Source organism: Novosphingobium sp. MMS21-SN21R, assembly GCF_031846015.1.
Taxonomy (GTDB): domain Bacteria; phylum Pseudomonadota; class Alphaproteobacteria; order Sphingomonadales; family Sphingomonadaceae; genus Novosphingobium.
In genome coordinates this window covers 443,508-470,500 of the sequence record NZ_JAVRDU010000003.1, presented here as the reverse complement: position 1 = coordinate 470,500, position 26,993 = coordinate 443,508, and the positions used below count along the sequence as shown (strand labels likewise).

26 protein-coding genes are annotated in these 26,993 nt (G+C 64.1%); 13 read left to right on the top strand and 13 right to left on the bottom strand.

Features of this window, described 5'->3' with window-relative positions:
- Nucleotides 1–12: 12 nt before the first annotated feature.
- Genes RM192_RS18365 through RM192_RS18335 form a run of 7 tightly spaced genes read right to left on the bottom strand, consistent with a single transcriptional unit; the run spans nt 13 to nt 6,787 of the window.
- On the bottom strand, nt 13–543 hold the full coding sequence (locus RM192_RS18365; protein ID WP_311509105.1) for a VOC family protein: 531 nt from the start codon (nt 541–543) through the stop codon (nt 13–15).
- Entirely contained in the window at nt 540–1,979 is a 1,440-nt protein-coding gene (locus RM192_RS18360; RefSeq protein ID WP_311509104.1) for a 2-oxo acid dehydrogenase subunit E2, read from the bottom strand. Before RM192_RS18360 ends, RM192_RS18365 begins: the two co-directional genes overlap by 4 nt.
- 11 nt (nt 1,980–1,990) lie before the next feature.
- Nucleotides 1,991–3,004 carry an alpha-ketoacid dehydrogenase subunit beta gene (locus tag RM192_RS18355; protein ID WP_311509103.1) on the bottom strand — a complete coding sequence of 338 codons (1,014 nt, stop codon included), beginning with the start codon at nt 3,002–3,004 and terminating at the stop codon, nt 1,991–1,993.
- A gap of 16 nt (nt 3,005–3,020) precedes the next feature.
- On the bottom strand, nt 3,021–3,995 hold the full coding sequence (locus RM192_RS18350) for a thiamine pyrophosphate-dependent dehydrogenase E1 component subunit alpha (RefSeq protein WP_311509102.1): 975 nt from the start codon (nt 3,993–3,995) through the stop codon (nt 3,021–3,023).
- A 12-nt stretch (nt 3,996–4,007) separates the two neighbouring features.
- Nucleotides 4,008–5,222: an acyl-CoA dehydrogenase family protein gene (locus RM192_RS18345; RefSeq protein WP_311509101.1), complete on the bottom strand. Its 1,215-nt coding sequence runs from the start codon at nt 5,220–5,222 to the stop codon at nt 4,008–4,010.
- A 9-nt stretch (nt 5,223–5,231) separates the two neighbouring features.
- Nucleotides 5,232–6,383 (bottom strand): thiolase family protein, encoded by a 1,152-nt coding sequence (locus RM192_RS18340; RefSeq protein ID WP_311509100.1) that lies wholly within the window; start codon nt 6,381–6,383, stop codon nt 5,232–5,234.
- Nucleotides 6,380–6,787, bottom strand: a complete 408-nt coding sequence (locus RM192_RS18335) for an OB-fold domain-containing protein (RefSeq protein WP_311509099.1) — start codon at nt 6,785–6,787, stop codon at nt 6,380–6,382. The genes RM192_RS18340 and RM192_RS18335 overlap by 4 nt, the downstream gene beginning before the upstream one ends.
- A 133-nt stretch (nt 6,788–6,920) precedes the next feature.
- Between RM192_RS18335 and RM192_RS18330 the strand changes: the two genes are divergently transcribed.
- Nucleotides 6,921–7,697 carry an alpha/beta hydrolase gene (locus RM192_RS18330; protein ID WP_311509098.1) on the top strand — a complete coding sequence of 259 codons (777 nt, stop codon included), beginning with the start codon at nt 6,921–6,923 and terminating at the stop codon, nt 7,695–7,697.
- A gap of 88 nt (nt 7,698–7,785) precedes the next feature.
- Entirely contained in the window at nt 7,786–8,235 is a 450-nt protein-coding gene (locus RM192_RS18325; RefSeq protein ID WP_311509097.1) for a DUF3429 domain-containing protein, read from the top strand.
- Nucleotides 8,236–8,360: 125 nt separating this feature from the next.
- Here the strand turns inward: RM192_RS18325 and RM192_RS18320 are convergent, their stop codons facing one another.
- From RM192_RS18320 to RM192_RS18310, 3 genes are all read right to left on the bottom strand, one after another.
- A complete protein-coding gene (locus tag RM192_RS18320) occupies nt 8,361–8,858 on the bottom strand; it encodes an immunity 26/phosphotriesterase HocA family protein (RefSeq protein ID WP_311509096.1) in 498 nt (165 codons plus the stop codon).
- Nucleotides 8,859–8,979: 121 nt separating this feature from the next.
- On the bottom strand, nt 8,980–9,714 hold the full coding sequence (locus RM192_RS18315; RefSeq protein WP_311509095.1) for a FadR/GntR family transcriptional regulator: 735 nt from the start codon (nt 9,712–9,714) through the stop codon (nt 8,980–8,982).
- Complete coding sequence (locus RM192_RS18310) at nt 9,707–10,735, bottom strand: LacI family DNA-binding transcriptional regulator (RefSeq protein WP_311509094.1); 1,029 nt, start codon at nt 10,733–10,735, stop codon at nt 9,707–9,709. Before RM192_RS18310 ends, RM192_RS18315 begins: the two co-directional genes overlap by 8 nt.
- 152 nt (nt 10,736–10,887) lie before the next feature.
- Here RM192_RS18310 and hisD point away from each other — a divergent pair, with 152 nt between their 5' ends.
- Entirely contained in the window at nt 10,888–12,219 is a 1,332-nt protein-coding gene (hisD, locus tag RM192_RS18305) for a histidinol dehydrogenase (protein WP_311509093.1), read from the top strand.
- A 3-nt stretch (nt 12,220–12,222) separates the two neighbouring features.
- Nucleotides 12,223–12,993: an SDR family oxidoreductase gene (locus tag RM192_RS18300; RefSeq protein WP_311509092.1), complete on the top strand. Its 771-nt coding sequence runs from the start codon at nt 12,223–12,225 to the stop codon at nt 12,991–12,993.
- Between the two features lie 9 nt (nt 12,994–13,002).
- Here RM192_RS18300 and RM192_RS18295 read toward each other — a convergent pair whose 3' ends face one another.
- The 3 genes from RM192_RS18295 to RM192_RS18285 are packed head-to-tail and all read right to left on the bottom strand — an operon-like array spanning nt 13,003 to nt 15,939.
- Complete coding sequence (locus tag RM192_RS18295) at nt 13,003–14,169, bottom strand: acyl-CoA dehydrogenase family protein (RefSeq protein ID WP_311509091.1); 1,167 nt, start codon at nt 14,167–14,169, stop codon at nt 13,003–13,005.
- A gap of 15 nt (nt 14,170–14,184) precedes the next feature.
- Entirely contained in the window at nt 14,185–15,036 is an 852-nt protein-coding gene (locus RM192_RS18290; RefSeq protein ID WP_311509090.1) for a MaoC family dehydratase N-terminal domain-containing protein, read from the bottom strand.
- Between the two features lie 45 nt (nt 15,037–15,081).
- Nucleotides 15,082–15,939, bottom strand: coding sequence for a LysR family transcriptional regulator (locus RM192_RS18285; protein WP_311509088.1), 858 nt, complete (start codon nt 15,937–15,939; stop codon nt 15,082–15,084).
- A 98-nt stretch (nt 15,940–16,037) separates the two neighbouring features.
- Between RM192_RS18285 and RM192_RS18280 the strand changes: the two genes are divergently transcribed.
- The 9 genes from RM192_RS18280 (at nt 16,038) to RM192_RS18240 (ending at nt 26,910) form a co-directional block, all read left to right on the top strand.
- Nucleotides 16,038–17,204: an acyl-CoA dehydrogenase family protein gene (locus RM192_RS18280; RefSeq protein ID WP_311509087.1), complete on the top strand. Its 1,167-nt coding sequence runs from the start codon at nt 16,038–16,040 to the stop codon at nt 17,202–17,204.
- Nucleotides 17,204–17,497, top strand: coding sequence for a YciI family protein (locus tag RM192_RS18275; RefSeq protein WP_311509086.1), 294 nt, complete (start codon nt 17,204–17,206; stop codon nt 17,495–17,497). Before RM192_RS18280 ends, RM192_RS18275 begins: the two co-directional genes overlap by 1 nt.
- 39 nt (nt 17,498–17,536) lie before the next feature.
- Complete coding sequence (locus tag RM192_RS18270; RefSeq protein WP_409233841.1) at nt 17,537–17,791, top strand: hypothetical protein; 255 nt, start codon at nt 17,537–17,539, stop codon at nt 17,789–17,791.
- Nucleotides 17,791–19,392: a carboxyl transferase domain-containing protein gene (locus RM192_RS18265; protein ID WP_311509085.1), complete on the top strand. Its 1,602-nt coding sequence runs from the start codon at nt 17,791–17,793 to the stop codon at nt 19,390–19,392. The genes RM192_RS18270 and RM192_RS18265 overlap by 1 nt, the downstream gene beginning before the upstream one ends.
- Before the next feature lie 7 nt (nt 19,393–19,399).
- Complete coding sequence (locus RM192_RS18260) at nt 19,400–20,044, top strand: hypothetical protein (protein ID WP_311509084.1); 645 nt, start codon at nt 19,400–19,402, stop codon at nt 20,042–20,044.
- Nucleotides 20,041–21,984, top strand: a complete 1,944-nt coding sequence (locus tag RM192_RS18255) for a biotin carboxylase N-terminal domain-containing protein (protein WP_311509083.1) — start codon at nt 20,041–20,043, stop codon at nt 21,982–21,984. Before RM192_RS18260 ends, RM192_RS18255 begins: the two co-directional genes overlap by 4 nt.
- A 41-nt stretch (nt 21,985–22,025) precedes the next feature.
- Nucleotides 22,026–22,478, top strand: a complete 453-nt coding sequence (locus tag RM192_RS18250; protein ID WP_311509082.1) for a MaoC family dehydratase — start codon at nt 22,026–22,028, stop codon at nt 22,476–22,478.
- A gap of 95 nt (nt 22,479–22,573) precedes the next feature.
- Complete coding sequence (locus RM192_RS18245; protein ID WP_311509081.1) at nt 22,574–24,055, top strand: ATPase domain-containing protein; 1,482 nt, start codon at nt 22,574–22,576, stop codon at nt 24,053–24,055.
- Nucleotides 24,052–26,910: a PAS domain-containing protein gene (locus tag RM192_RS18240; protein ID WP_311509080.1), complete on the top strand. Its 2,859-nt coding sequence runs from the start codon at nt 24,052–24,054 to the stop codon at nt 26,908–26,910. Before RM192_RS18245 ends, RM192_RS18240 begins: the two co-directional genes overlap by 4 nt.
- The last annotated feature ends 83 nt before the right edge of the window (nt 26,911–26,993 follow it).

The window sequence follows — 26,993 nt, the reverse complement described above, 5'->3', positions numbered from 1 at the left end:
CCGCTGCCTGAATCACCAAAGCTTGCGCAGGGGTTCCGAGCCATCCCAGTCGATGCTGGCGTCCTTGATCGACTGGAAGATGGCGTCGGCGCCGGTCATGTTCTGGAGGAGTTCGATCACGCCGCCCGGACCCTGTCCTGCATCGACATAGATCACCGCGCCGTCTTCACCGACCGTGCCTTCGACGAGAATTTCCGCGCCCGCTTCGGCGCAGGCGGCACGGGCTTCATCGATGGAATCAACGAAGATGCAGATGTGGTGGAGCTGGTCGGTGACGGCATATTCGCCGCAGTAGATCGACGGTTCGGCGTTTTCCGGGCGGATCAGCTCGATCTGCACATCGCCCCAATAGGCGATGGCGATGGAGAAAACTGCGCCGGTGGGCACGCCCTTGTATTTGGCATCGCCGAGCGCGACGTTCTCCATCAGGAAGAACGGGCCGACGCCCATCGTCTCGGTCCAGTGCTTGACCGCCGCGTCGAAATCCTGCGGCAGGTAGGCGAGCTGGCCGACGGGGCCGAGTTGAGAGATTTTCCGGGTCATGCGAACAAACCTTCCGGACCTTCGAGCAGGCCCTTGAGCGATTGCAGAAACTGCGCGCCCGCTGCGCCATCAATGGCGCGGTGATCGACCGACAGGGTGAACGAAATGCGGCTTTCAAAGGCGATATCGCCGTTTTCGGCCTCAACCGCGACGCGGTTAAGCCCGCCGACCGCAAGGATCGCGCCCTGCGGCGGGTTGATGATCGCATCGAAGTTTTCGATCCCGAACATGCCGAGGTTGGAGACGGAGAAGGTGCCGCCGTCCATGTCCTCGAACCCGAGCTTGCCCGCTTGGGCCTTGTCGATCAGCGCGCGGGTGGTGGCCGCGATCTGGGCGATGTGCATGCGGTCTGCCTGGCGCACGATCGGGGTGACCAGGCCCTTGGGGCTGGCAACCGCGATGGAGACGTCGGCGTGCGGGAACTTGTGCACGGTATCGCCGTGGACCTGCACGTTGACGTCAGGGTGCTTGACCAGCGCCATGGCCACGGCCTTGACGATGTAGTCGTTGATCGACGCTTTTGTGCCGAGCACGAGATTGGCGGTCTTGCGCAAGGCGATCAGGTCATCGACCGCGGCAGACATGCGCAAGTAGAAGTGCGGGATGGTCTGCTTGGCTTCGGTCAGGCGCTTGGCCACGACCTTGCGGACCTTGTCGAAGGGCTGGATGACCGCGCCATTGGCGACGAGTTCGAACGGCGCACCGAAGACGGGCGTTGCCGCCGTCGTCGGCTTGACCAGTGCGAGGACATCGGCCTTGGAGATACGGCCGCGCGGGCCGGTGCCGGTGATTCCGGCAAGGGCAATGCCGTGATGCGCGGCGATGCGGCGGGCGAGCGGCGAGGCGAAGGCCTCGGGGCTGTCCGCGACCAGCGCAGCCGTGCCGCTGTAGCTGGCGGCGGTTTCGGGGCGCAGGGCCTGAACCACATCCTGATAGGTGATGCGGCCATTGCGACCCGACCCCGCGATGGGTTCGATATCGACGCCTTCGGCTTCGGCAAGCTTCAAGGCTTCGGGGCTGATCGCGCGGTTGGTGACGATCTTTTTCGGAGCGCGCGCAGGAGCGGCTGCGACCGGGGCAGGAGCCGCAGCGGCAGGCGCGGGTGCGCTGCCACCGGACTTGGCTGCGACGGAGGTTTCGGCGGGCTTGAACCCGGCGATGAACGCTTCGACTTCTGCATCGGGCGTATCGGCATCGGCAAACACGCCGAGCAGCGCGCCGACCGGATAGGCCTCATCGCCTGCAGGGGTGAGCAGGCGCTTCAGAACGGAATCGTATTCGGCCTCGACCTCGTTGGTGATCTTGGCGGTTTCGATCAGGCAGATCACCTGACCCTTCCTGAATGCGTCACCTTCGCCGATCATCCATTCGGCGATGGTGCCTTCGGTCATTTCGATGCCCCATTTGGGCATGCAGAACGGGCGGATATTGGCCATGTCGCGGCTCCTCAGCGGTAGCTAAGAACCTTGCGCACCGCCGCTTCGATCTTGTCGGTCGAAGGGAGGTAGGCAGATTCGAGTTCGCGCGCGAACGGGATCGGGGTGTGCGGCGGGTTGACGCTGAGCGGCGGCGCCTTGAGCGCGGCGAAGGCCTTTTCGGCCACCGTGGCGCAGATGTCCGAGGCGAGGCTGCAGCGGGGCGGGGCTTCGTCGACGACGATCAGGCGGCCAGTGACTTCGACCGAATCGAGGATAGCTTCCTCGTCGATCGGGCTGGTGGTGCGAAGATCGATCACGTCGCAGCCGATGCCTTCGGCGGCGAGCTTGTCGGCCACGGCCTCGCAGAAGCCGAGCAGCAGTCCGGTGGAGACGATGGTCACGTCCTGCCCGGCGCGGGTCAGGCGCGCGTGGCCGAAGGGGATCATGTATTCCTTGTCGTCGGGCACTTCGCCGGTCATCCCGTAGAGCGCCTTGTGCTCAAGGAAGATCACCGGATCGTCATCGCGGATCGCGGTGCGCAGCAGGCCCTTCACGTCGGCAGGCGTGCTGGGCATGACGACCTTGAGGCCGGGCATGCCGGTGAGGATCTGGTGGACTGCCTGGCTGTGCTGGGCCGCCGCATTGTAGCCCGCGCCATAGGCCATGCGGATCACCGCCGGGCACTTGGTCTTGCCGCCGAACATGTAGCGGAACTTGGCGAGCTGGTTCCAGATCTGGTCGAGCGACACGCCGATGAAATCGGCAAACATCAGCTCGGCAATCGGGCGCTTGCCCGACAGGGCGAGGCCTGCGGCGGCGCCCATGATCGCGCTTTCCGAGATCGGGGTATCGATCACGCGGTCCGCGCCGAATTTGCCGAACAGGCCGGTCGAGGTTGACCAGATGCCGCCGATGGCTTCTGGCCCGCCGGGCGTGCCCATGCCGCCGACGATATCTTCACCGAGGCAAACGACGTTCTCGTCGCGCTCCATTTCTTCTGCGATCGTCGATACGACGGCGTCGCGGTACATCATTTTTGCCATTTGTCCGCTCCCCGGCTCAGTACGAGATATAGACGTCGGTGAGGACGTCTTCGGCGGTGGGCCGGTCTGCGGCCTTGGCCTGGCGGACGGACTCTTCGATTTCTGCCAGAACTTCGGTATCGAGCGCGTCGAGATCGGCGTGTTCAAGCACGCCTGCGTCGGTCACGCTCTTGCGGAAGTTCTTGAGGCAGTCGCGGAATTCGCGGATGCGATCAAGTTCGCCGGGGCCGCGATAGCGCTGCGGATCGCCTTCGAAGTGGCCGAAGAAACGTTCGGTATCGAACTCCACTGCCGCCGGGCCGTTGCCGGGAACGCGGACATATTCGAGCACTTCGCGCATGGTTTCAAACACGGAGAAGAAATCGGTGCCATCGCCGCGCCAGACCTTCATGCCGAACGCTTCGGCGCGGCTGGCGATGTCCTTTTGCGTGCCGACCGCGTATTCGAAGCCGGTGTGTTCGGAATAGTGGTTGTTTTCGAACACGAAGATGGTGGCGGCCTTGGTGACCACCGCCATGTTCATCGCTTCGAAGGTGGTGCCCTGGTTGCACGCGCCGTCGCCCGAGAAGGTGATGGCGACATGGCCCTTGCCATCGATCTTGCAGGCGATCCCTGCGCCGACGCCGATGGGCGAGCCTGCGCCGACGATGCCGTTCGCGCCGAGCATGCCCTTGTCGACATCGGCGATGTGCATCGATCCGCCCTTGCCCTTGCACAGGCCTTCGCGGCTGCCCCAGATCTCCTTCATCATGCCGTTCACGTCACAGCCCTTGGCGAGGCAGTGGCCGTGGCCGCGATGGGTGGAGACGATCTTGTCTTCGACCGAGAGGTGTTCGCACACGCCGACCGCGACGGCTTCCTGCCCGCAGTAGAGGTGGGTGAACCCCGCGATTTCGCCGGTCTGGATATCGACGTGGAGGCGTTCCTCGAATTCGCGGATCACCTTCATCTGGCGATAGGCGCGCAATAGCGCCTCGCGGCTCAGCTGCATCCTGTTCTTCCCTTATAGGCCAAGCACAGTGCGGGCGATGATGCCTGCCTGCACTTCGTTGGTTCCGCCGAAAATCGTCCACGCGCGGCTGTTGAGATAGCGCGCCGAAGCCACTTGCGCACCCTTGGAATGGATGGGGGCAGGGGCATTGTCGCCATAGAAAGGCCGTGCAAAATCAAGCTGCAAGCCTGCGGTGCCGTAAAGATCGACCGCGAGCAGATCGACGTCCTGCCGCAGGTTCGAGGCGAGCAGCTTGGTCAGCGAGGTCTGCGGGCCGGGCGGGCGGCCCTTGGCGACTTCGGAGAGGATCTTGAGTTCGATCATTTCGAGCGACTGGATGCCGAGGCGGACCTTGGCCACGCGGCGCTTCCAGTCGGTATCATTGGCGAGCACGCCGCCGCGCCCGTCAGGCTCGTTTGCAGCGTCTGCTTCGACCTGCCCCAGATCGTATTCGAGCTTGGGCGAGTGGCACGATCCGCCGCGCTCGTTTTCGAGCAGGAACTTGGCGAGCTTCCAGCCATCGCCCTCTTCTCCGACCCGGTCCTCGACCGGAACGATCACGTCTTCAAGGAAGACCTGATTGACTTCGTGATCGCCTGCCAGCGTCAGCAGCGGGCTGACGGTGACGCCGGGCTGGTTCATGTCGACCAGCACGAACGAGATGCCGGCCTGCTTCTTGCCGTTCGTATCGGTGCGGACAAGCGCGAACATCCGGTTGGCCCAGTGCGCGTGGGTGGTCCAGATCTTCGAGCCGTTGAGCTTGTAGTGCGTGCCGTCAGCCGAAAGCGTGGCGCGGCACTGCAGGCTGGCAAGGTCCGAGCCGCTGCCGGGCTCCGAAAAGCCCTGGCACCAGTAATCCTCGCCCGAAAGGATGCGCGGCAGGTAGGTTGCCTTCTGGTCGGGCGTGCCGAACGTGTAGATCACCGGTGCGACGAGCTTGAGGCCCAGCACGGTGAGGTTGGGCGCGCCTGCCAGCGCAGATTCCTTTTCGAAGATGTAGCGCTGCACCGGGCTCCAGCCCGTGCCGCCTGCGTTCCTGGGCCACTGGTAGCCAAGCCAGCCCTGTTCGTTGAGGATGGCGTTCCAGCGCTGGCCGATGTCGGGTTCGACAAAGACGGTGGGCGAGGCGGCGGCACCGTCCTTGACGTCTTGCGGCAGCTTCGCCGCAAGGAAGGCGCGCACTTCGTCGCGGAATGACAGTTCTTCGGGAGAGAGATCGATGTCCATCGGTTCTTGTCAGCGTTCGAGGATGGTCACGGCCGAAACGCCGGGCGCGCCATAGACATGGGTGTAAGCGGTCTTGGGGTTGCCGGGAACTTGCCGCCCGCCGCCATCTCCGCGCAATTGCACGACGTTTTCATAGACCTGACGCAGGCCCGAGGCACCGATCGGTTCACCGCAGGCAAGGCATCCGCCATCGGTGTTGACCGGCAACGCCCCGCGAATTTCAGTGCGGCCTTCGGCGAGCCACGCTTCCTGATCGCCGTCCGTGCAGAACCCGTTTTCGGCCATGTGCATGATCTCGGCGCCCGCTTCGGTATCCTGAAGCTGAGCGACGTCGATGTCCTCGGGACCGATCCCGGCCAGGCGGAAGGCGTCCGCCGCCGCGATGCGGGTGGCAGAGGCTTTGCCGCCGCCGATGTCGATCGAAGGCGCAAAGACTTCGAAGCTGCCCGGCGGGCGGGTGCGCATCGTGGCGGACTTGAGCCGGATCAGCGGCTTGCCGAGTTCGCGCGCTTTCTTCTCGCTGGCGAGGATCAGCGCGACGCCGCCCTCGGCAGGGGAGCAGAACATGTACTTGGTATAAGGGTCCGACACCAAGGGCGCATCGAGGATGGTCTGGATGTCGACCGGCTCGCGCCGCCAGGCGTGATCGGCGTGCACGGCGTTGCGGAAGGCCTTGTTGGCAACGCGGGCAAGGCTGGTCTGGCTGATGCCGTATTCGTGCATGTAGCGCGTGATCTTGTTCGCAAAGAACTGCGTGGTGATCATGTAACCTGCATCGCCATACCATTCCGGCAGGTTGTATTCCGACGGCAGGGCATTGAACGCGCCGCGCGGGTGCTTGTCGAAGCCGACCGCCATGCCAATCTCGAATTCGCCCGACTTGATCGCCATCTGCGCCGAGAACAGCGCCGATCCGCCCGCCGCGCAGCCATTGCGCACGTTGATGAACTGGACGCCGGTCAGGCCGAGACGCTCGACCATGGTATCGGGATTGCCCGCCGAATCCGAGCCGCCATAGGCAAACTGGACGTCCGGCCATTCCAGCCCGGCATCGGCCAGCGCCGAGCGCACGGCGTTGACGCCCTGATCGAGACCGGACACGCCATCGGTGCGTCCGAACGGGTGGATGCCGATGCCGACGATGCAGACGTCGCCGCTCATGCTTCGGTTCCTGCTGGCTGAAATGCGTGGATGAGAACAGGTTCGGCTGCATCGGGATCGAGCGGGATCAGGGTCAACTCCAGCGGCATGCCGATTGTGATGGCGTCAAATTCCACATTGGTCAGCCGCGCCTCGACGATCACTTCGCCGGGCAGTTCGACATAGGCGACCGGCCAGGGGCGGAAGGCTTCCGGCCCGGTATAGGGCGGCGACTTGGGGCGATAACGCTGGATCGTCCACGACCACAACGTGCCGGTGCGCGACAGCGGAACAGGGGCAAACCGGTCACCCGGCGGGCAGGGGAAGACGATCCGCCCGCTGTCACGGTCTTGTCCGCCGATCAGCCGAGGCTGGGCCTCGTCGGTGAACAATCCGTCTGCAATGGCGTGCCTTGTAACCTGCATTACTCTCCCGATCAGAAGCGATTCCTTGTGTTTCCCCTTAAGCCACCCCGAATGCCACTTTGCCGACTCTGCAAAACGCTAGGGTTGTCCCTTTTGCCAGTATGCTGGATGGAGACATTAAAGGGGTTTTCAAATGCAGGCGACACGCGACAAGAGCGATATCAAGCGCCCGCAACTGGGCTGGACGATGCTGGAAAGCCCGCGCTTCATGGCCGAGGCGGCGATGCTGGCGATGGCATGGCCCACGCTGGGCAAGGCGCCGATGGGCGATGGGCATCCGGTAATGGTGCTGCCGGGCTTCGCCACCAGCGATGCGATGACCGTGCTGCTGCGCACTTATCTGGTGAAGCTGGGCTATCAGGTGTTTCCGTGGGATCTGGGGTGGAACCTCGATCAGCATTCGGCGGGCGAGAACGGCGAGCATCTGGCCGCGAAGATCGAGGACATTCACGCCGCTACCGGCCGCAAGGTCAGTCTGGTCGGATGGAGCCTTGGCGGGGTGATCGCGCGCGAGGCGGCGCGGCGCGACCATGGCGCGCTGCGCCAGATCGTCACGCTGGGCAGCCCGTTCACCGGCAACCCCCACGCGACCAACCTGACCGCGCTTTATGAACTGCTGACCGGCAACAAGGCGGGTTCGGAGAAGTCCACCGCGCGCTACGGCAAGGGGCATCATGTTCTGCCGGTGCCCTCGACCGCGATCTATTCGCGCTCGGACGGGATCACCGCCTGGGAAAACTGCGTGAGCGAGACCGATCCGCAGACCGAGAACATCGAGGTCCATTCGAGCCACTTCGGCTTCGTATCGAACCCGGCAGTGTTCTGGGCCGTGGCCGACCGTCTCGCCCTTCCCGAAGGGCAGTGGGCCAAGTTCCATACCGGCGGACCGTTCGCGGGGTTTTATCCCTGAGCGCTTGGCCCTGACCCAGTGGCCGTGTTGATGCCGCAGGCCCAAGCGCCCATTGCTTCCGCCCTTGAGGGGTAGGAAAGCGATGCGCATGTTCGAACTGCCAAGGCCGGTAGTGCTGCTGGGACTTGCCGGGTGGTTGCCCCAAGCGATTTGCCTGTGGCTGGTCATGGGCGGCGGCCCGCTCGGATGGAGCGCGCTGGCGGCGGGGTGCTTCTATGCCGCGCTGATCCTCTCGTTCCTTGGCGGCTTGTGGTGGATGGCAGCGCTTCTGGGCGGGTTGGCCCGCGGCGATGTTTATGTGGTGGCGGTGGTCCCCAGCCTTGCGGGCTGGGCCGCGCTGCTGCCGTGGACTGTGGGCTGGGACTGGCCGGGGCTGTCGCTGGTGGTGCTGGGGCTGTTGCTGCTGGGCAGTCCGCTGATCGACCGCTGGCTGGCGCGGCATGTGGCGCTGCCTGCCGGGTGGCTGACGCTGCGCGGGTGGATGGCAGGCGGGCTGGGCGTGCTGACTCTGGCGCTGGCCTTTGCGGGCGGGCGGTGATTGTGCATACCCCGTTCGTCCTTCGACAAGCTCAGGATGAACGGGGTATCGGGGCGAAACGATTGCCGTCCGTTTTCAGGTGGCCGGTCTATCGGGTCTGGCGATTGTTTTTGGGTGGGATGCGGTCATTTATGTCGCATCAGATCGGCGCTCTCTGCCGCATACCCAGCACGAAGTTCTTCGAAGCGCGGATGCCATTCGCCTATGCCGTGCAAAGCCTTCAGAGCATTTTCAAGGCGCACCGGAGCAACGACCGTCCGAAGCCTCAACGCGGTCGCTTCCGTGGCGGTCGCTGGGCGCGTGATCGACCTATCGCGGGCTTCGACATATGCTTGACCTTCAACGCCGACCTTGAACCAAGGCTGCGGAATGGTTTCGAGATTTTCTTTCCGATTGCCGATTATCCGCCAATCTCCGCGATGTAGTTTCGCGTCGAGTGTGAGAGCGGCAAACTGAAGCCGCTCGTTATCCACATCGGCAGGGGATGCCTCTGCCGAAACTACCTTGTCGTAGATGACGACATATAGTTCGCCCTTCCAGTTGCCCGCCAACTGGCCGATACCGTATCGTCTCTCGTCCAACGGGATCAGGAAGACATCCCCCACAACCAACTTCTTGCCCACGCACGCCTCCTTAATGGAGGTGGGTTTTGTCGAAATCGCCTATGTCCGCAATGGCGTCGTGTCCGGAACGGCGGCTTTCGTTTGCATTCGCGTCAAACCTGCCTGCCCCTCCAACCCACCCCTACCCCCCATCCACCATCGCCGCGCGTGTATCGTCCAGCGCCATGTCGATCAGTTTGCGCATGGCTTCGCCGGCTTTGGCGGGTTTGCGGGCGGCGATGGCGGCGAGGACTTGCGCGTGGTCGGGGATGGCGTTGCGGGGTTGGACGAGGCTGCGCTGTTTGAACTGGGTGGTGTAGCGCACCGCCGCGCCGATGCCTGCGCTGAGGAAGATGAGCGCGTCGTTGCGGGTGGCGTGGAGGATGGCGTTGTGGAATTCGCGGTCGGCCTGCTGCCCGGCGTCGGTGGCGAGGGTTTCGCGCTCCATCGCGGCGAGCGCGGCGGTCATGCGGGCAAGGTCGGCATCGTCGCGGCGGCTTGCGGCGAGGCTGGCGGCGGCGGGTTCGATGATGCCGCGCAGTTCGAACAGGCTGCGCACCAGCGACACGTCGGGCACGCTGGCGAAGCTCCATGCCAGCACATCGGGATCAAGCAGGTTCCAGCGGTCACGCGGGAGGATGCGCGTGCCGGTCTTGGGGCGGCTTTCGACAAGGCCCTTGGCGGTGAGCACCTGGATCGCCTCACGATAGGCGGTGCGCGAGACGTCGAGCGCCTCGGCAAAGGCGACTTCGCCTGAAAGCGTGGTGCCCGGCGCATATTCGCCCGAGACGATGGCGGTGCCAAGCTTGGCCGCGAGCGCGCCGTGCAGGCGGCGGCCGGAGCCGCGCGGAGGGCGGGGGGCTGGGGCGTCAGTCATGCTTTGCACCGCCGGGCAGACGCCGGGTGCTGCCGCGCAGGACAAGGCGGCCTTCGATGACCTTGTGCACCGGCTCGGTCACGCCTTCGCCAAGCGCCCGGGCGATGGCGAGGGTTTCCTCGACCATCTCGGCGGTGGGCTGGGCATAAGTCGTCAGCGCGAACGAGGGCCAGCTGGCCATGGGCACATCGTCGAACCCGGCGATGGAGATATCGCGCCCGACATCGAGCCCGAATTCGGCGCGGGCGACGTCTATTGCGGCCAATGCCATGTGATCGTTGGCGCAGAAGATCGCGTCGGGCGGCTCGGGCAGGGTGAGCAGGCGGCGGGTGGCGGCAGCGGCGCCTTCGCGGGTGAAGTGGCCAGCTTCGCGCATCGGGGCGGGCAGGCCGCGATCGCGGAAGAAGCCGGTGAAGCCTTCCTCGCGCGCGGCACTGGTCGAGGCGTCGTCATGCCCCGCCATGAAGCAGGGGCGCTGGTGCCCGGCGGCAACAAGGTGGGCGGCGATGGCGCGCGCGCCGCCACGATTGTTGCCGGTGACCGACGAGACGCGGCCCGGATCGGCGGTGGTGCGGTTGTACATGATCACCGGGATCTGCGCGTTGCGGCACTGGTTGGCGAGGCTGGACGACAGGTTGGTCGAGAGCAGGACGAGCGCATCGAGCCGGTATTGCAGGACTTCGTGGACTTGCGCTTCCGATGCGCCGCGTGCGGTCGCAGGGAACAGCAGCACGCGCAGGCCTGCCGTGGCGAAGGCGGCGGAGAGCTGGTTGAGCGAATCGGCGAAGAACGGGTTTTCGAGATTGCCGACGCCAATGCCGACGATGTTCGAGCGGCCCGAGGTGAGGCTGCGGGCGATCAGGTCTGGCTTGTAGCCGATTTCCTCGGCGGCCTCGATGATGCGGCGGCGGGTTTCGGGGGCGATGCTGGCGCCGGGCGTGAACGCGCGGCTGACCGCAGAGGCGGAAACGCCTGCCTTTCTGGCCACATCGCGGGCGCGCATCACCGAACTCTCATCCATGCGGGCAGCTAGCATTGGCGCGCGGAGGGTTGCAAGGTCTGTGCAACGAATTGCAATATGATGCACGCGGTTGCAATGCGCGTGCAACAGCGCTATCGGGGCGGGGTGAGGGCGGCGCAGAGGCCTGCCCGCAAAGGTATGGGAGCAGTTCGATGGCAGTGTGGCTCAAGCGGGGATCGACGGCGGCGGCGAAGGCGGAACTCGACCGCAAGGTGCGCGATGTCGTGGAGGCGACGCTGGCCGATATCGACGCGCGCGGCGATGCGGCGGTGCGCGAACTGTCGGTGAAGTTCGATGGCTGGGACCGCGAGGACTACCGGTTGAGCGCCGCCGAGATTCAGGACTGCATCGACCAGCTGACCGGGCAGGATCTGAAAGACATCGAATTCGCGCAGACGCAGGTCCGCAATTTCGCGCAGATCCAGCGCGCGAGCATGACCGATGTGGAAGTGGAGACGCTGCCGGGTGTGGTGCTGGGGCACCGCCACCTGCCGGTGAACGCGGCGGGCTGCTATGTTCCGGGCGGCAAGTATCCGCTGCTCGCCTCTGCGCACATGAGCGTGATTACGGCCAAGGTGGCGGGCGTGCCGCGCGTGGTCACTTGTGCGCCGCCGTTTGGTGGCAAGGCCGCGCCCGCGATCGTCGCGGCGCAGGCCATGGCAGGTGCGGACGACATCTACGTGCTGGGCGGCATTCAGGCGGTGGGCGCGATGGCGCTGGGCACGCAGTCGATGGCGGCGGTGGACATGCTGGTCGGGCCGGGCAACGCATTTGTGGCCGAGGCCAAGCGCCAGTTGTTCGGGCGCGTGGGTATCGATCTGTTCGCCGGGCCGACCGAGACGTTGGTGATCGCCGACGAAATCGGCGCGGATGGCGAACTGTGCGCGACCGATCTGCTGGGTCAGGCCGAACATGGCCCGGACAGCCCGGCGATCCTGCTGACCACATCCGAAGCGCTGGCGCATGAGACGATGCGCGAGATCGAGCGCCTGCTGCAAATCCTGCCGACCGCCGACATCGCGCGCAAGGCGTGGGAAACCTACGGCGAGGTTATCGTGGCGGAGGACGCCGCAGAGATGGTACGCATCGCCGACGAAATCGCTTCGGAGCATGTACAGGTGATGACCGCCGATCCCGATTACTTCCTGAAGCGCATGACCAACTATGGCGCGCTGTTCCTTGGGGCGCGGACCAATGTTTCGTTCGGCGACAAGGTGATCGGCACCAATCATACTTTGCCGACGAAGAAGGCGGCACGGTTTACCGGCGGCTTGTGGGTCGGCAAGTTCATCAAGACCTGCACCTATCAGCGCGTGACCACCGATGCGGCCTCGGCGATGATCGGCGAATATTGCAGCCGTTTGTGCGCGCTGGAAGGCTTTGCCGGGCATGGCGAGCAGGCGAACGTGCGCGTGCGGCGCTATGGCGGGCGCAATGTGCCCTATGCGGGCGCGGCGGCTCCCACGCCTGAGACGGTCGCTTAAGCCGTGGCGGATGCACTGCCGCAGACGCCGAGCTTCCGGCTGGAGGGCAAGCGCGCGCTGGTGACCGGGGCGGGGCGGGGCATTGGCCTGGCCATGGCGGCGGCGCTGGCGCAGGCGGGCGCGGCGGTGACGCTGGCGGCGCGGTCAAAAGCCGAGATCGACGAGGCGGCGGCTGCAATTCGCGCTGCGGGGGGCGATGCGCAAGCGGCGGTGCTGGACGTGTCCGACATCGCCGCCGTGGGTGCATTCTTCGCGGCGCGGCCTGCATTTCATGTGCTGGTCAACAACGCGGGCACCAATCGCCCCAAGCCGATGTGGGAGGTCAGCGAGGCCGACTATGATGCGGTGCTGGACCTTAACGTGAAAGCCGCGTTCTTCGTGGCGCAGGCCTTTGCGCAGCGGCTGATCGCAGCGGGGGAGCCCGGCAGCATGATCCATATCGGCAGCCAGATGGGCCATGTCGGCGGGCCGAACCGCTCGCTCTATTGCGCGAGCAAATGGGCGCTGGAAGGCATGAACAAGGCCTTTGCGCTCGATCTTGCAGGCCGCGGCATCCGCAGCAACACCATCGCGCCGACTTTCATCGAGACGCCGATGACCAGGCCGTTCTTCGAGGACGCCGCGTTCAAGGCGAGCGTGCTGGCCAAGATCAAGCTCGGGCGTCTGGGCAAGGTCGAAGACCTGATGGGCGCGGTGGTGTTCCTCGCGTCGGAGGCTTCGGCGCTGGTGACCGGGACCAGCCTTGTCGTCGATGGCGGCTGGACGGCAGATTAGGGTCAGGACCTAGAATGACCTTGGCATGCCGAGCACGTGTTCGGCGATGTAGGACAGGATCAGGTTCGTGCTGACCGGGGCGACCTGATAGAGCCGCGTTTCGCGGAACTTGCGCTCGACATCATATTCGTGCGCGAAGCCGAAGCCGCCGAAAGTCTGGATCGCGGCATTGGCAGCTTCCCAGCTGGCCTTGGCGGCAAGGTACTTGGCCATGTTGGCCTCGGCGCCGCAGGGCTGGTGCGCATCGAACAGGGCGCAGGCGCGGAACCGCATCAGGTCGGCGGCGCAGATCTCGGCATAGCTTTCGGCGATGGGAAATTGCACGCCCTGGTTCTGGCCGATGGGCCGCCCGAACACCTCGCGCTCGCTGGCGTAGCGGCTGGCGCGATCAATGAACCAATAGCCATCGCCGATGCATTCGGCGGCGATCAGCGTGCGTTCGGCGTTGAGGCCATCGAGGATATACTTGAAGCCGCGCCCTTCCTCGCCGATCAGGTTTTCTGCCGGAATGCGCAACTCGTCGAAGAACACTTCGTTGGTCTCGTGATTGACCATGTTGGCGATGGGGCGGATCTCCATGCCGTTGCCCAGCGCCTCGTGCAAATCGACGATGAATATCGACATGCCGTCCGAGCGCCTGGCCACCTGATCGAGCGGGGTGGTGCGCGCGAGCAGGATCATCAGATCCGAATGCTGGATGCGGCTGATCCAGACTTTCTGGCCGGTGACCCGGTAGTGATCCGCGTGGCGCACCGCGCGGGTCTTGAGACTGGTGGTGTCGGTGCCGGTGGCAGGCTCGGTCACCGCCATCGACTGCAGGCGCAGTTCGCCCGAGGCGATGCGCGGCAGGTAGGTGCGCTTCTGTTCGGCAGAGCCATGGCGCAGCAGCGTGCCCATATTGTACATCTGGCCGTGGCATGCGCCCGCATTGCCGCCCGAGCGGTTGATTTCCTCCATGATCACCGAGGCTTCGGCAAGGCCGAGGCCCGAGCCGCCATATTCGACCGGGATCATCGCGGCGAGCCATCCGGCGCGGGTCAGCGCATCGACGAATTCCTCGGGGTAGCCGCGCTCGGCATCGATGCGGCGGTGGTACTCCCCCGGAAACTGGGCGCAGAGCGCGCGCATCGCCTCGCGGATGTCCTGATAGGCGTCGGTCGTGGCGGGCAGGGGCATCGGTCGTGGGCCTCGTCAGGAAAAAGTGGCGGCGGCGTCCATGCACAGCGCGCCGCTCTCGTTCGTCGCGAAAAGGCGCGCGGTGCCGTCTGCCTCGAGCGCGCCGCAGATGTGGAACGGTGCGGTATCGAACAGCGGGCTGACCGCGCGGAAGCGGTAGCCGGTCACGCTGAGGCCGGGGTGGCGCGCTGTCAGTTCGTGCAGCAGCAGCGTGGCGATCAGCGGGCCGTGGACGACGAGGCCGGGATAACCTTCGACGCCTGTGGCATAGGGCTGATCGTAGTGGATGCGGTGGCCGTTGAAGGTCAGCGCCGAATAGCGGAACAGCAGGACCGGATCGGGGTCTATGCGGCGCGACCATTGCGAGCTTTGCGGTGCGGGCACCGGAGCGGGGCTGGGCGCGCCGGGGGTGGGGGCGCTGCGGTAGACGATGGTCTGGCGCTCGCTCACGACAGGGCCTTCGGCATCAGAGACGACGTGATCGACTTCGACGAAGACGAGGCTGCCGCTACGCCCGGTCCTTTCAGTCACGCTGGCGATGGTCGAACGGCGGGTGACCGGGCTGCCGATCAGCAATGGACGCACAAACTGCAGCGCGCTGGATGCCCACATCCGGCGGGGAAGGGTGACCGGCGGCAGGAACGCGCCGCGCGCCGGGTGTCCATCTGCGCCGAGGTTGCTTTGCGGGACGGAGGGCAGGAAATGCAGCCAGTGCGAGAGCAGCGGTGCAGCATCGCCGGACTGGGGCGCGATTTCCTGCGAGGACAGCGTGGCGACGAGCGCCTTTACCGCACCCGCGCTGACGATGTCCTCTGCTTCTTCGGTCCGGCCGGTCCAGTCGGTCAGGGTGGCGTGATCGCTTTCCATCGGCGCAAGGTATGGCGCGGGGCGGCGCGCTTGACCAGACCGGCTTCAGGTTTCGAAGGCTGCGGCGATATGATCGAGAATGCCCGATGTCACCACCGGGCTGTCCGCGCCGGAATCGGTCACCACGCCCACCGTGCGGACAAGGTCGAAGGCTTCGAGCGGGACCGCGACCATGCCCGGCGTCATCAGGCTTTCGGGCATGACGGTGACGCCCAGCCCGGCCACCACGTAGGCAGCGACGCGCTCTTCGTGCAGGCTTTTGACCGGGAAGAACGGGCGAATACCGCGCGCGGTGAAAAACTGGCTGACCCGGTGCAGCACTTCGCAATGGCGGCGCGCAAGCATGGGCTCGCCGGCGAGATCCTCACACGTGATCGATGCGGCGCTGGCGAGGCGGTGGCGCTCGGACATGACGAGGACATAAGGTTCGCGCAGCAATTCGGTGGTGCGCCGTCCCGCCGTGCCGTCAAGCGGGCCGAGCACGAGATCGACCCGGCCCCGGTCAAACAGGGATAGCAGTTCGCCGGGGCGGCGCTCGATCAGTTCAAGACGGATAGCGGGATTGGCAAGCGCGGCGGCGGCGATCCGCGTGATCGTCTGCACCGGGATCGTGGTAGCCACGCCAAGGCGGATATGCAGCGTGTGGGCGTCCTCGCTGATCGCGCGGCGGGCTTCCTCGAATTCGTGTTCGATGCGGCGAGCATAGGGCAGCAGCCGCGCGCCTGCCTCGGTCACTTCGACGCGGCGATTGCTGCGCAGGAACAGTGGCTGGCCGACTTCGGCTTCCAGCCTGGCGATAGCGGCGGAAACCGTGGGCTGGGCCACGCGGCATAGTTCGGCGGCGCGCGAGAAATTGCCGCTGTCGACGATGGCTATGAAATAGCGCAGTGAAAGTCGGTCCATCATAGCTTTTATCTATTCACTTCATCGCACAAGTCCACGTTTTCTTGTGGGCCGGATGAGGGTAGCCTTGCGCCGACCTTTGGAGAGGCACCGACCCGATGCGAGCTACCCCCGATTTCGATTTCGGCCTGACCGAGAGCGCGATGATGATCCGCGAAACCGTCGCCCGCTTTGCCGACGAGAGAATCGCGCCGCTGGCCGCGCGGGTGGATGCGGACGACTGGTTCCCCCGCGCGGAACTGTGGCCCGCGATGGGCGAGCTTGGCCTCCACGGCATGACCGTGCCCGAGCAATGGGGTGGGCTGGGGCTGGGCTATCTCGACCATGTGATCGCGGTGGAGGAAGTGAGCCGCGCCTCTGCTTCCATCGGGCTTTCGTATGGCGCGCATTCCAACTTGTGCGTCAACCAGATCAGCCGCTGGGGCAGCGATGAGCAGAAGGCGAAGTATCTGCCCAAGCTGATTTCGGGCGAGCATGTCGGCAGTCTGGCGATGTCGGAAACGGGAGCCGGATCGGACGTTGTTTCGATGAAGTTGAAAGCCGAACCCGTGGCGGGCGGCTACCGGCTGAACGGCACCAAGTTCTGGATTACCAATGCGGCCTATGCCGATACGCTGGTCGTCTATGCCAAGACATCGCCCGAGGCGGCGAGCCGGGGGATTACCGCGTTCCTGATCGAGAAGGACTTCGCCGGGTTTTCCATCGGCCAGAAGATCGACAAGATGGGGATGCGCGGATCGCCCACGGCAGAGCTGGTGTTCGATGACTGCTTCGTGCCCGAAGAGAACGTGATGGGGCCGGTGGGCGGCGGCGTGGGCGTGCTGATGAGCGGGCTGGACTACGAGCGCGTGGTGCTTTCGGGCATCCAGATCGGCATCATGCAGGCCTGCCTCGATGTGGTCATACCCTACCTGCGTGAGCGCAAGCAGTTCGGCAAACCCATCGGCGCGTTCCAGCTGATGCAGGCAAAGGTGGCGGACATGTACGTGGCGATGCAGTCTGCCCGGGCTTATGTTTACGCCGTGGCGCGCGCCTGCGATGCCGGGCAGACAACGCGCTTCGATGCGGCAGGCGCGATCCTGCTGGCCAGCGAAAACGCCTTCCGTGCGGCGGGCGAGGCGGTGCAGGCGCTGGGCGGCGCGGGCTATACCAGGGACTGGCCGGTGGAACGCTTCCTGCGCGACGCCAAGCTGCTCGACATCGGCGCGGGCACCAATGAAATCCGGCGGATGCTGATCGGGCGCGAATTGATCGGCGCCAACTGATGGCAGACTTCATTCTGCTGATGCATGGCGATGCCACCGCTGCCGAGGATGAGAGCGCGTGGGATGCCTATTTCGCGCGATTGCACGCATCGGACGCGTTCGAAGGCGGCAGTTCGATTGGCGGCGGCCAGCGCTTCCGCAAGGGCGGGCAGGGCGCGAGCGACCTTTCGCCATTGACCGGCTTCATCCGGTTGCAGGTGGCAGACCTTGCCGAAGCTGAAACCTTTCTGGCCGGAAATCCTTTGTACGAAGCGGGCGGCACGGTCGAAATCAGGGAACTGCCCCGTGATTGAGGCTGCGCCGGCCCCGTGCAAACGGCAGAGGATGAAGTGATGGATACGCTGATTACGGTTCTGCAATGGTACGGTGCCGCAGCGGGCGTCATCGCGGCGGCGCTGGTGGCGCTCGATCTGGGGCGGCGGATCACCGGTTGGGCTTTCGTGTTGTTCGTCACGTCGTCGCTCAGCCTGATCGCCTGGGGGTTCCTTCAGCCCGACGCTTCGGGGATCGGGGTACAGAATATTATCCTGCTGCTGATCAACGCCGTGGGCGTCTACCGTTATCTCGTCCGCAAGGAGTCCCCGTGATGAGCGCACCTGTCCTCACCACCAATATCGACATCGCCAGCCCCGAGGCGCAGGCCCGCGCCGCGCACAATCGCGCGCTGGCCGAAGAGCTGCGCGCCCGCGTGGCCAGGGCGGCACTGGGGGGCGACGAGAAATCCCGCGCGCGCCATGTCTCGCGCGGCAAGCTGCTGCCGCGTGACCGGGTGGAGCGCCTGCTCGATCCGGGCGCGCCTTTCCTTGAAGTGGGGCAGCTGGCGGCGAATGGCATGTATGGTGATGAAGTGCCGGGCGCGGGGATCATCGCCGGGGTGGGCCGGGTTTCGGGCCGCACCTGCATGATCTTTGCCAACGATGCCACGGTCAAGGGCGGGACCTATTTCCCGATGACCGTGAAGAAGCATCTGCGGGCGCAGGAAATCGCGCTGGAGAACCATCTCCCGTGCATCTATCTGGTGGACAGCGGCGGCGCGAACCTGCCCAATCAGGCGGAGGTGTTCCCGGACCGCGATCACTTCGGGCGGTTCTTCTACAATCAGGCAAACATGAGCGCGCGCGGCATTCCGCAGATCGCCAGCGTGATGGGCAGCTGCACCGCAGGCGGGGCCTATGTCCCGGCGATGAGCGATGAAAGCGTGATCGTGAAAGGGCAGGGCACGATCTTCCTTGCCGGGCCGCCGCTGGTGAAAGCCGCGACGGGCGAGGAAATCAGCGCCGAGGACTTGGGCGGGGGCGACCTGCACGCGCGCAAGTCGGGCGTGGTTGATCATCTGGCCGACAACGACGAACACGCGCTGACGATTGTGCGCGATATCGTGTCGCACATCGGGCCAGCAGGCGGCGCAGGGATTGTGCGGCAGGCGAGCGTGCAGCCGAAGTATCGCGCCGAAGACCTTTATTCGATCATCCCTGCCGACGTCCGCGCGCCTTATGACGTGCATGAGGTGATCGCGCGGATCGTCGATGGATCGGAGTTTCAGGAGTTCAAGGCGCTTTACGGCACCACGCTGGTCTGCGGCTTTGCGCATATTCACGGGCTTCCGGTGGCGATCCTTGCCAACAACGGCGTGCTGTTTTCCGAAAGCGCGCAGAAGGGCGCGCATTTCATCGAACTGGCCTGCCAGCGCCGCATTCCGCTGCTGTTCCTGCAGAACATCAGCGGCTTCATGGTCGGCGGCAAGTACGAGGCCGAGGGCATCGCCAAGCACGGCGCGAAGCTGGTGACGGCGGTGGCGACTGCCAACGTGCCCAAGATCACCGTGCTGATCGGCGGCAGCTTCGGTGCAGGCAATTACGGCATGTGCGGCCGCGCCTATTCCCCGCGCTTCCTGTTTACCTGGCCCAACGCGCGGATCAGCGTGATGGGCGGCGAACAGGCGGCTTCCGTGCTGGCGACGGTGCACCGTGATGCGGATACGTGGACGCCGGAACAGGCCGAAGCGTTCAAGGCGCCGATCCGTCAGAAATACGAAGACGAAGGCAACCCCTATTACGCCACCGCGCGGCTGTGGGATGATGGGGTAATCGACCCGGTGCAGACGCGCGACGTGCTGGGGCTGGCGCTTGAGGCTTGCCTTGAGGCGCCGATCCTGCAGTATCCTAGCTTTGGGATATTTAGGATGTGAGGATCATATGGAGTTTCTTGCTAGATTTGGTGGGTTATTTATCCGAGCCTTCGAAGATAATAGATTTATCAAAGCGTTATCGAGATTTATTGCTTTGATAGGTGCAATTTGGGCTATATCTGCTTTTGCATATAAAATAAAAGAAAGCATTACACCTGTATTTCTTCACTTTAGTGTTAGCTTATTCGCATTAATTATCTGTTTCATATCATTAATTGAAATTTATGATAAAATATACGGCAAAATTGGGCGAGAACTAAGGATATTTCGCCACCCTTTTGTAAATTACAAGTTCGCTATGATTAAGGCTATAAGATTATCCGCTATAGATGATTCTTATTTTATAGCTGTAACATGGCTAAAATTTTCCAGAGTTCTTATATCAATATGCGTAATATCTTTTCTCGTGGTAACTTACGAGTTGGATGATCACAGCCATTTAATGACAATTGGTGTTTTTAGATATGTAATATCAGTCCATGAAATACTGGACTCCATGATGATTGCGGGCATATTTTCGACGCTAGTATTCGCATTGTGGCAAATTGCGGAGATAAATATGATCTCTATGGGCACTGCCAAGTTCGTGAATAAGCGGCAAAACGCAATATTTCGCGTTCGGAAAGCCAAAAGAATTGAGGAACGTCATTGATCAAATCCCTGCTTATCGCCAATCGTGGCGAGATTGCCTGCCGTGTGATCCGCACGGCGAGGGCAATGGGTATCCACACAATTGCGGTCTATTCCGATGCCGATGCGGGTGCGCTGCATGTGCGCCAAGCCGATGAGGCGGTGCACATTGGCCCAAGCCCGGCGCGTGAGAGCTATCTGGTGGGGGAGAAGATCCTTGCCGCTGCGCGTGCCACCGGGGCCGAGGCGATTCATCCGGGCTATGGGTTCCTGTCCGAGAACGCGGAATTTGCGCAGAGCGTGATCGATGCGGGGTTGGTCTGGGTGGGGCCGAAGCCTGCCTCGATCACCGCGATGGGGCTGAAGGATGCGGCCAAGGCGCGAATGATTGCGGCGGGCGTGCCGGTGACGCCGGGGTATATGGGCGAGGCGCAGGAGCCCGCGTTTCTGGCGCAGGAAGCGGCGAAGATCGGCTATCCGGTGCTGATCAAGGCCGTGGCGGGCGGCGGCGGCAAGGGGATGCGGCTGGTTGAACGCGCGGAGGATTTTGCAGGTGCGCTCGCCTCGTGCCAGCGCGAGGCGTCTGCTTCGTTCGGCAATCCGCATGTGCTGATCGAGAAATACATCCTCTCGCCCCGGCACATCGAGGTGCAGGTGTTCGGCGATAGCCACGGCAACGTGGTGCATCTGTTCGAGCGCGATTGCTCGCTCCAGCGCCGCCACCAGAAAGTGATCGAGGAAGCGCCCGCGCCGGGGATGGACGCGGCGACGCGCGAGGCGATCTGCGCGGCGGCGGTGCGTGCGGCCAAGGCGGTGGACTATGAAGGCGCGGGCACGATCGAGTTCATCGCCGATGGCTCGGGCGCGCTTTCCGCCGACCGCATCTGGTTCATGGAAATGAACACGCGGCTGCAGGTGGAGCATCCGGTGACCGAGGCGATCACCGGGGTCGATCTGGTCGAATGGCAATTGCGCGTGGCATCGGGCGAACCGCTGCCCAAGCGGCAGGACGAGCTTTCGATCAATGGCTGGGCGATGGAAGCGCGGCTCTATGCGGAAGACCCGGCGCGGGGGTTTTTGCCGGTGACTGGAACACTCGAACGGTTCGCCATTCCGGCAACTTCACGCCCGACCCGCTGGCTCCATGAAGGCGGGACCGCTCCGATGGAGTGGGCACCTGATGTTCGTCTGCGCATTGAGACCGGAGTCGCGCAGGGCGACGCAATCTCGCCGTGGTACGACCCTATGGTAGCCAAGCTGATCTGCCATGCCGAAACTCGAGCAGAAGCCATCTCCGGCCTTTCCAAGATGGCTTGGGACACGCAGGTTTGGCCGATGAAGACCAATGCTAGTTTTGTTGGTTCTTTGGCAGTGATGCCGGACTTCGTTCGCGGGCGGATTGATACCGGCTTCATTGCACGACACCTTGAAGACACCGCCGACGACGTTGAGCCGCCGCGATGGTTGTGTGATCTTGCAGCACAGCGTTTGGCTGCGAAATCAGGCCGTTATGATTTGGCGGCGTCTGGGTTCCGGTTGAACGCGAAAAGGGCCAACGTCGTCCAGATGAGCGATCGGGGGCAGCATTACGCTGGAGAGCTGGATGCAGTAGTCGCGTATGATGAACAAGAACGTGCGCTTGTACGCGATGATGGGAGTGGTGTGTTAGCAACCTATATGGGCGCTACTTGGTTCTTTGTAGCGGCACGCACCGACGGCGCTGCCGGTGGTGCGGCCTCCGACGGCGCGATCCTCTCGCCCATGCCGGGCAAGGTCATTGCGGTCGAGGTTGCGGCGGGGCAGGCGGTGACCAAGGGGCAGAAGCTGCTGACGCTTGAGGCGATGAAGATGGAGCATTCGCTCGTCGCGCCGTTTGATGGCGTGGTGGCGGAACTGAATGTCAGTGCGGGCGCGCAAGTGCAGGTCGATGCGCTGCTGGTGCGGGTCGAGAAGGCGGAATAATCCAGTTCCGTTCGACACGAACGGAACTTTGGGAGTGCAGTATGGCCGGGCGCTATTTCGATGAATGGACCGTGGGTGACCGGATCGCGCACGAGATCCGCCGCACGGTGACCGAAACCGACAACCTGCTGTTTTCGGTGATGACGCACAATCCGCAGCCGCTGCATATCGATGCCGAGGCGGCGAAGGCGAGCGAGTTCGGGCAGATCCTGGTCAACGGGACGTTCACCTTCGCGCTGATGGTCGGGCTTTCAGTGGGGGACACCACGCTGGGCACGCTGGTGGCCAATCTGGGCTATGACAAGCTGGTCATGCCTGCGCCTGTATTCATCGGCGATACCATGCGCGCGACGAGCGAGGTGGTGGAACTGAAGGCTTCCAAATCGCGGCCCGGGGCAGGGATCGTGGTCTTCGCGCACGAATTGATCAACCAGCGCGATGAGGTCGTCTGCCGCTGCCTGCGCTCGGCGATGCTTCACAGAAAGCCCGGCTGAGCGGCAGGATCGAAAGCGCCGATTGCGCGTTGAAAACGTGGGGCCGCCGTGTGGGTGCGGCTTTTTGGAACGTGAGCAACGTGATCGGAGACTGCATGGATAACTGCGCAACAGGCGTCGCAGGGCTGGACGAAATCCTTGCGGGCGGCCTCGCGCACGGGCGGTTGTTCCTGCTTGAAGGCAGTCCCGGCACAGGCAAGACCACGATCGCCACGCAGTTCCTGATGGAGGGCGCGCGCGCTGGGGAGCGGGTGCTCTACATCACCCTTTCAGAGACTGAAGAGGAGCTGCGCGCAGGAGCCATTTCCCACGGCTGGGACTTTCCCGAAGCGTTGGAAGTGTTTGAACTGGTGCCGCCCGAAAGCCTGCTCGACGAGGACCAGCAGCAGAGCCTGCTTTATTCGTCGGACCTTGAGCTGGGCGAGACGACCAAGCGCATCTTCGAGGCGTTCGAGGCCGTCAAGCCGACGCGGATCGTGCTCGACAGTCTTTCCGAAATTCGCCTGCTGGCGCAAAGCTCGCTGCGCTATCGCCGTCAGATCCTGTCGCTCAAGCACTACTTCTCGCGGCATGACGCGACTGTGCTGATGCTCGACGATCTGACCGCGGACGCGCTCGACAAGACGGTGCACAGCGTGGCGCACGCAGTGATCCGGCTGGAGGAACTGTCGCCAACTTACGGGTCGGAACGGCGGCGGATGCGCGTGCTCAAGTATCGCGGGCGGCGCTATCGCGGGGGTTACCACGATTTCGTGATCGATACGGGCGGCGTGCGCGCCTTTCCCCGGCTGGTTTCGGCGGAGCATCGCGCCACGTTCGCGCGGGAATCGGTGCCGATCGACAACGACGCGCTCAACGGCCTTCTCGGCGGCGGGTTCGAGCGCGGGGCCAGCACGCTTGTCCTGGGGCCTGCGGGCACCGGCAAGTCGCTGTTCGCGCTCAGCTTCGTGCGCTCTGCCATCCGGCGCGGCGAGCGAGCAGCGATGTTCGTGTTCGACGAGGAACTGGGCCTCCTGTTCGGGCGGGCCAAAGGGCTGGGCATCGACCTGCAGGCGATGGTCGACAGCGGGCACCTGATTATTGAACAGATCGATGCTGCCGAACTGACGCCGGGAGAATTTTCCGAGCGGGTGCGGATCTGCGTGGAAAAGCATGATGTGCAGACGGTCGTGATCGACAGCCTCAACGGCTATCAGGCAGCCATGCCCGAGGAGCAGGCGCTGATCCTGCACATGCACGAATTGCTGCAATACCTGAACCGGCAGGGGGTGATGACATTCCTGACCGTGGCGCAGCACGGGCTGGTGGGCGACATGAAATCGCCGGTGGATGTGACCTATCTGGCCGATACGGTCATCCTGTTGCGCTATTTCGAGGCGCGCGGGCGGGTGCGGCGGGCGATCTCGGTGGTCAAGAAGCGGACCGGCCATCACGAAGACACGATCCGCGAATTCATGATCAGTCCTGACGGCATCACACTGGGCGAGCCGCTGGTCGCCTTTCAGGGCGTGCTGCGCGGCGTGCCGATGCTGGTGGGTGGTGACGAAGGCCTTCTCGACGTCGCCCAGCAGCGATGAACCGTACGATTGACCAAGGCGCCGTCATTCTGGTGCCGCGCGGACGCGATGCGGTCATTGCCCAGGGCATGCTGGCCGAAGGCGGGTTCGACAGCCTGATCGTGCCGGGATTACCTGCATTTTGCGAGGCGCTGCGCGGTGGAAGCGGGATGGCCATTGTTACCGAGGAGTCCTTGCGCGGGGCGGACTTGCGCGAACTGGCCGAGGTGCTTGCAGCGCAGGAGGAATGGTCGGACCTGCCGTTCATCGTGCTGACTGCGCGGGGCGGCGGGCTTGAGCGCAATCCCGGCGCGGTGCGCCTGCTTGAAACGCTGGGCAACGTCACGTTCCTCGAACGGCCGTTCCACCCGACCACGCTGCTCAGCCTTGCCCGCGCGGCGCGGCGGGCGCGGCGGCGGCAATATGATGCGCGCAGCAGGCTCGAAGCGATCCGCGAAGGGGAATCGCGGTTGCGCGTGGCGATTGCCGCGGGCGGGTTGGGCGCGTGGTCGTTCAATGTGCCCACGCAAGGTCTCGAGGCCTCGGAGACGTGCAAGGCGCAGTTTGGTCTGGGGCCGGACGATCCGTTTACCCAAGCTGATCTGGTTGCCACCATTCACCCCGAAGACCGCGCGGAGATGCTGGCGGCGGCCGAGCAGTCGATCCGGCATGGCGACGATTACAACGTCGAATATCGCTGCATCTGGCCCGATGATACGCTGCACTGGCTGCGCATCTCCGGGCGTGTCGAGTACGATCCGCAAGGCCGCGCGAGCCGGGTTGTGGGAGTGTCGCAGGAAATCACCGATCAGCGCCGGACAGAGGCGCGGCGCAACGCGCTGCTGCTGCTGGGCGACCGGCTGCGGTTGATGACCGGGCCTGAGGAAATGTCGTTCATCGCCGCGCAGATTCTGGGCGAAACGCTGGAAGTCAGCCGCGCGGGCTATGGCGAGATCGACGCGGTGGCCGAGACGATCACGATCCGGCGGGACTGGTTCACGCCCGATACGCACAGTCTGGCAGGCGTGCTGCACTTCCGTGATTACGGCAGTTATATCGAGGATCTGAAGCAGGGCAGGCTGGTGGCGATTGCCGATGCCCGGCTTGATCCGCGCACTCAGGACAATGCCGAAGCGCTTGAGGGAATCCATGCGCGCGCGGTGATCAACATGCCGATAGTCGAGGCCGATGGCTTCGTCGCGCTGCTCTACCTCAACCATCTCCACGCGCGGGCCTGGCCCGATGACGACATCGCCTTTGTGCGCGAAGTGGCGGACCGGACGCAGGCCGCGATCAAGCGGCGCAAGGCCGAGATGGAGCTGGCGGCGCTGGCCGAGACGCTCGAGCGGCAGGTCGAGGAACGCACGCGCGAGCGCGACCGGACATGGCAGAATTCGCAGGATATCCTTTCCATTGTCGGGCCTGACGGGCGGTTCGCCTCTGTCAATCCGGCGTGGACCGCGATCCTTGGCTGGCTGCCGTCCGAGATTGTCGGCAAGGACCATACCACCTTTGCCCATCCTGATGAACGCGCCGCGACCGAAGCGGCTTATGCCACGGCGAGGGCGGGGCCGCTGCGGCAATACAAGAGCCGGTTGCGCCACAAGGACGGCAGCTATCGCTGGTTCTCGTGGGTCGCAGCAGCGGACGGCGACCGGGTCTATGCCAGCGGCCGCCATATCACCGCCGAACAGGAAGCGCAGGAAGCGCTCGAACGCGCCGAGGACCAACTGCGCCAATCGCAGAAGATGGAAGCGGTGGGCCAGTTGACGGGCGGGCTGGCGCACGATTTCAACAATCTGCTGGCGGCGATCTCGGGCAGTCTCGAACTGATGCAGACACGCATCGCGCAGGGCCGCGCGCCGGAAATCGGGCGCTATATCGGCATTGCCGAGCAGGCGACCAAACGGGCCACTGCGTTGACTCACCGGCTGCTTGCATTCTCGCGGCGGCAGACGCTCGATCCCCGGCCAACCGACATCAACCGGTTGATTGCCGGGCTGGACGATCTGCTGCGGCGCTCGGTCGGGCCAACGGTCGAACTGGAGATTGTGGGCGCAGGAGGGCTGTGGACGACGCTTGTCGATCCCAACCAGCTTGAGAATGCCATCCTCAATCTGTGCATCAATGCGCGCGACGCCATGCCCGATGGCGGGCGGATCACCATCGAGACGGCGAACAAGTGGCTTGACACAAAGGCAGCGCATGAGCGCGAATTGCCGCCGGGGCAGTATGTCTCGCTCTGCGTAACCGATACCGGCACCGGCATGGCACCCGACATCATCGAGCGCGTGTTCGATCCGTTCTTCACGACCAAGCCGCTGGGCGAGGGGACGGGGCTTGGCCTGTCGATGATCTATGGGTTTGCGCGGCAATCGGGCGGACAGGTGCGGATCTATTCGGAAGTGGGCGAGGGCACGACAATGTGCCTCTACCTGCCGCGTTCCGATCAGCCCGTGCTCCCCGACGACTTGCGCGCCGCCGATCACCGCAGGGACGGGGCAGCGGATGGCTCCCGCGTTCTGGTGGTAGACGATGAACCGGCGGTGCGCGCGGTGGTTGCCGATGTGCTGGGGGAACTGGGCTATGAAGTGCTGGAGGCGGCGGACGGTCCTGCGGGGCTGGATATCCTGCGGTCGGGGGAGCGCGTCGATTTGCTGATCAGCGATGTCGGCCTGCCCAAAGGGATGAACGGCCGCCAGCTTGCCGATGCTGCGCGGGTAGACCGGCCCGAACTGAAGGTGCTGTTCATCACCGGCTATGCCGAGAACGCGGTTGTCGGCAACGGCCAGCTCGATCCAGGGATGCACGTACTGACCAAGCCTTTCGCGCTTGACACGCTGGCTTCGAAGATCCGCGACCTGACCGGGGATTGATGGCGCGCATTAGGTCCTGACCCTAACGCGCAGGCATGCGATTTTGGCATTGAAGAAAGCAAGCATAGCTATTATCGCCATGC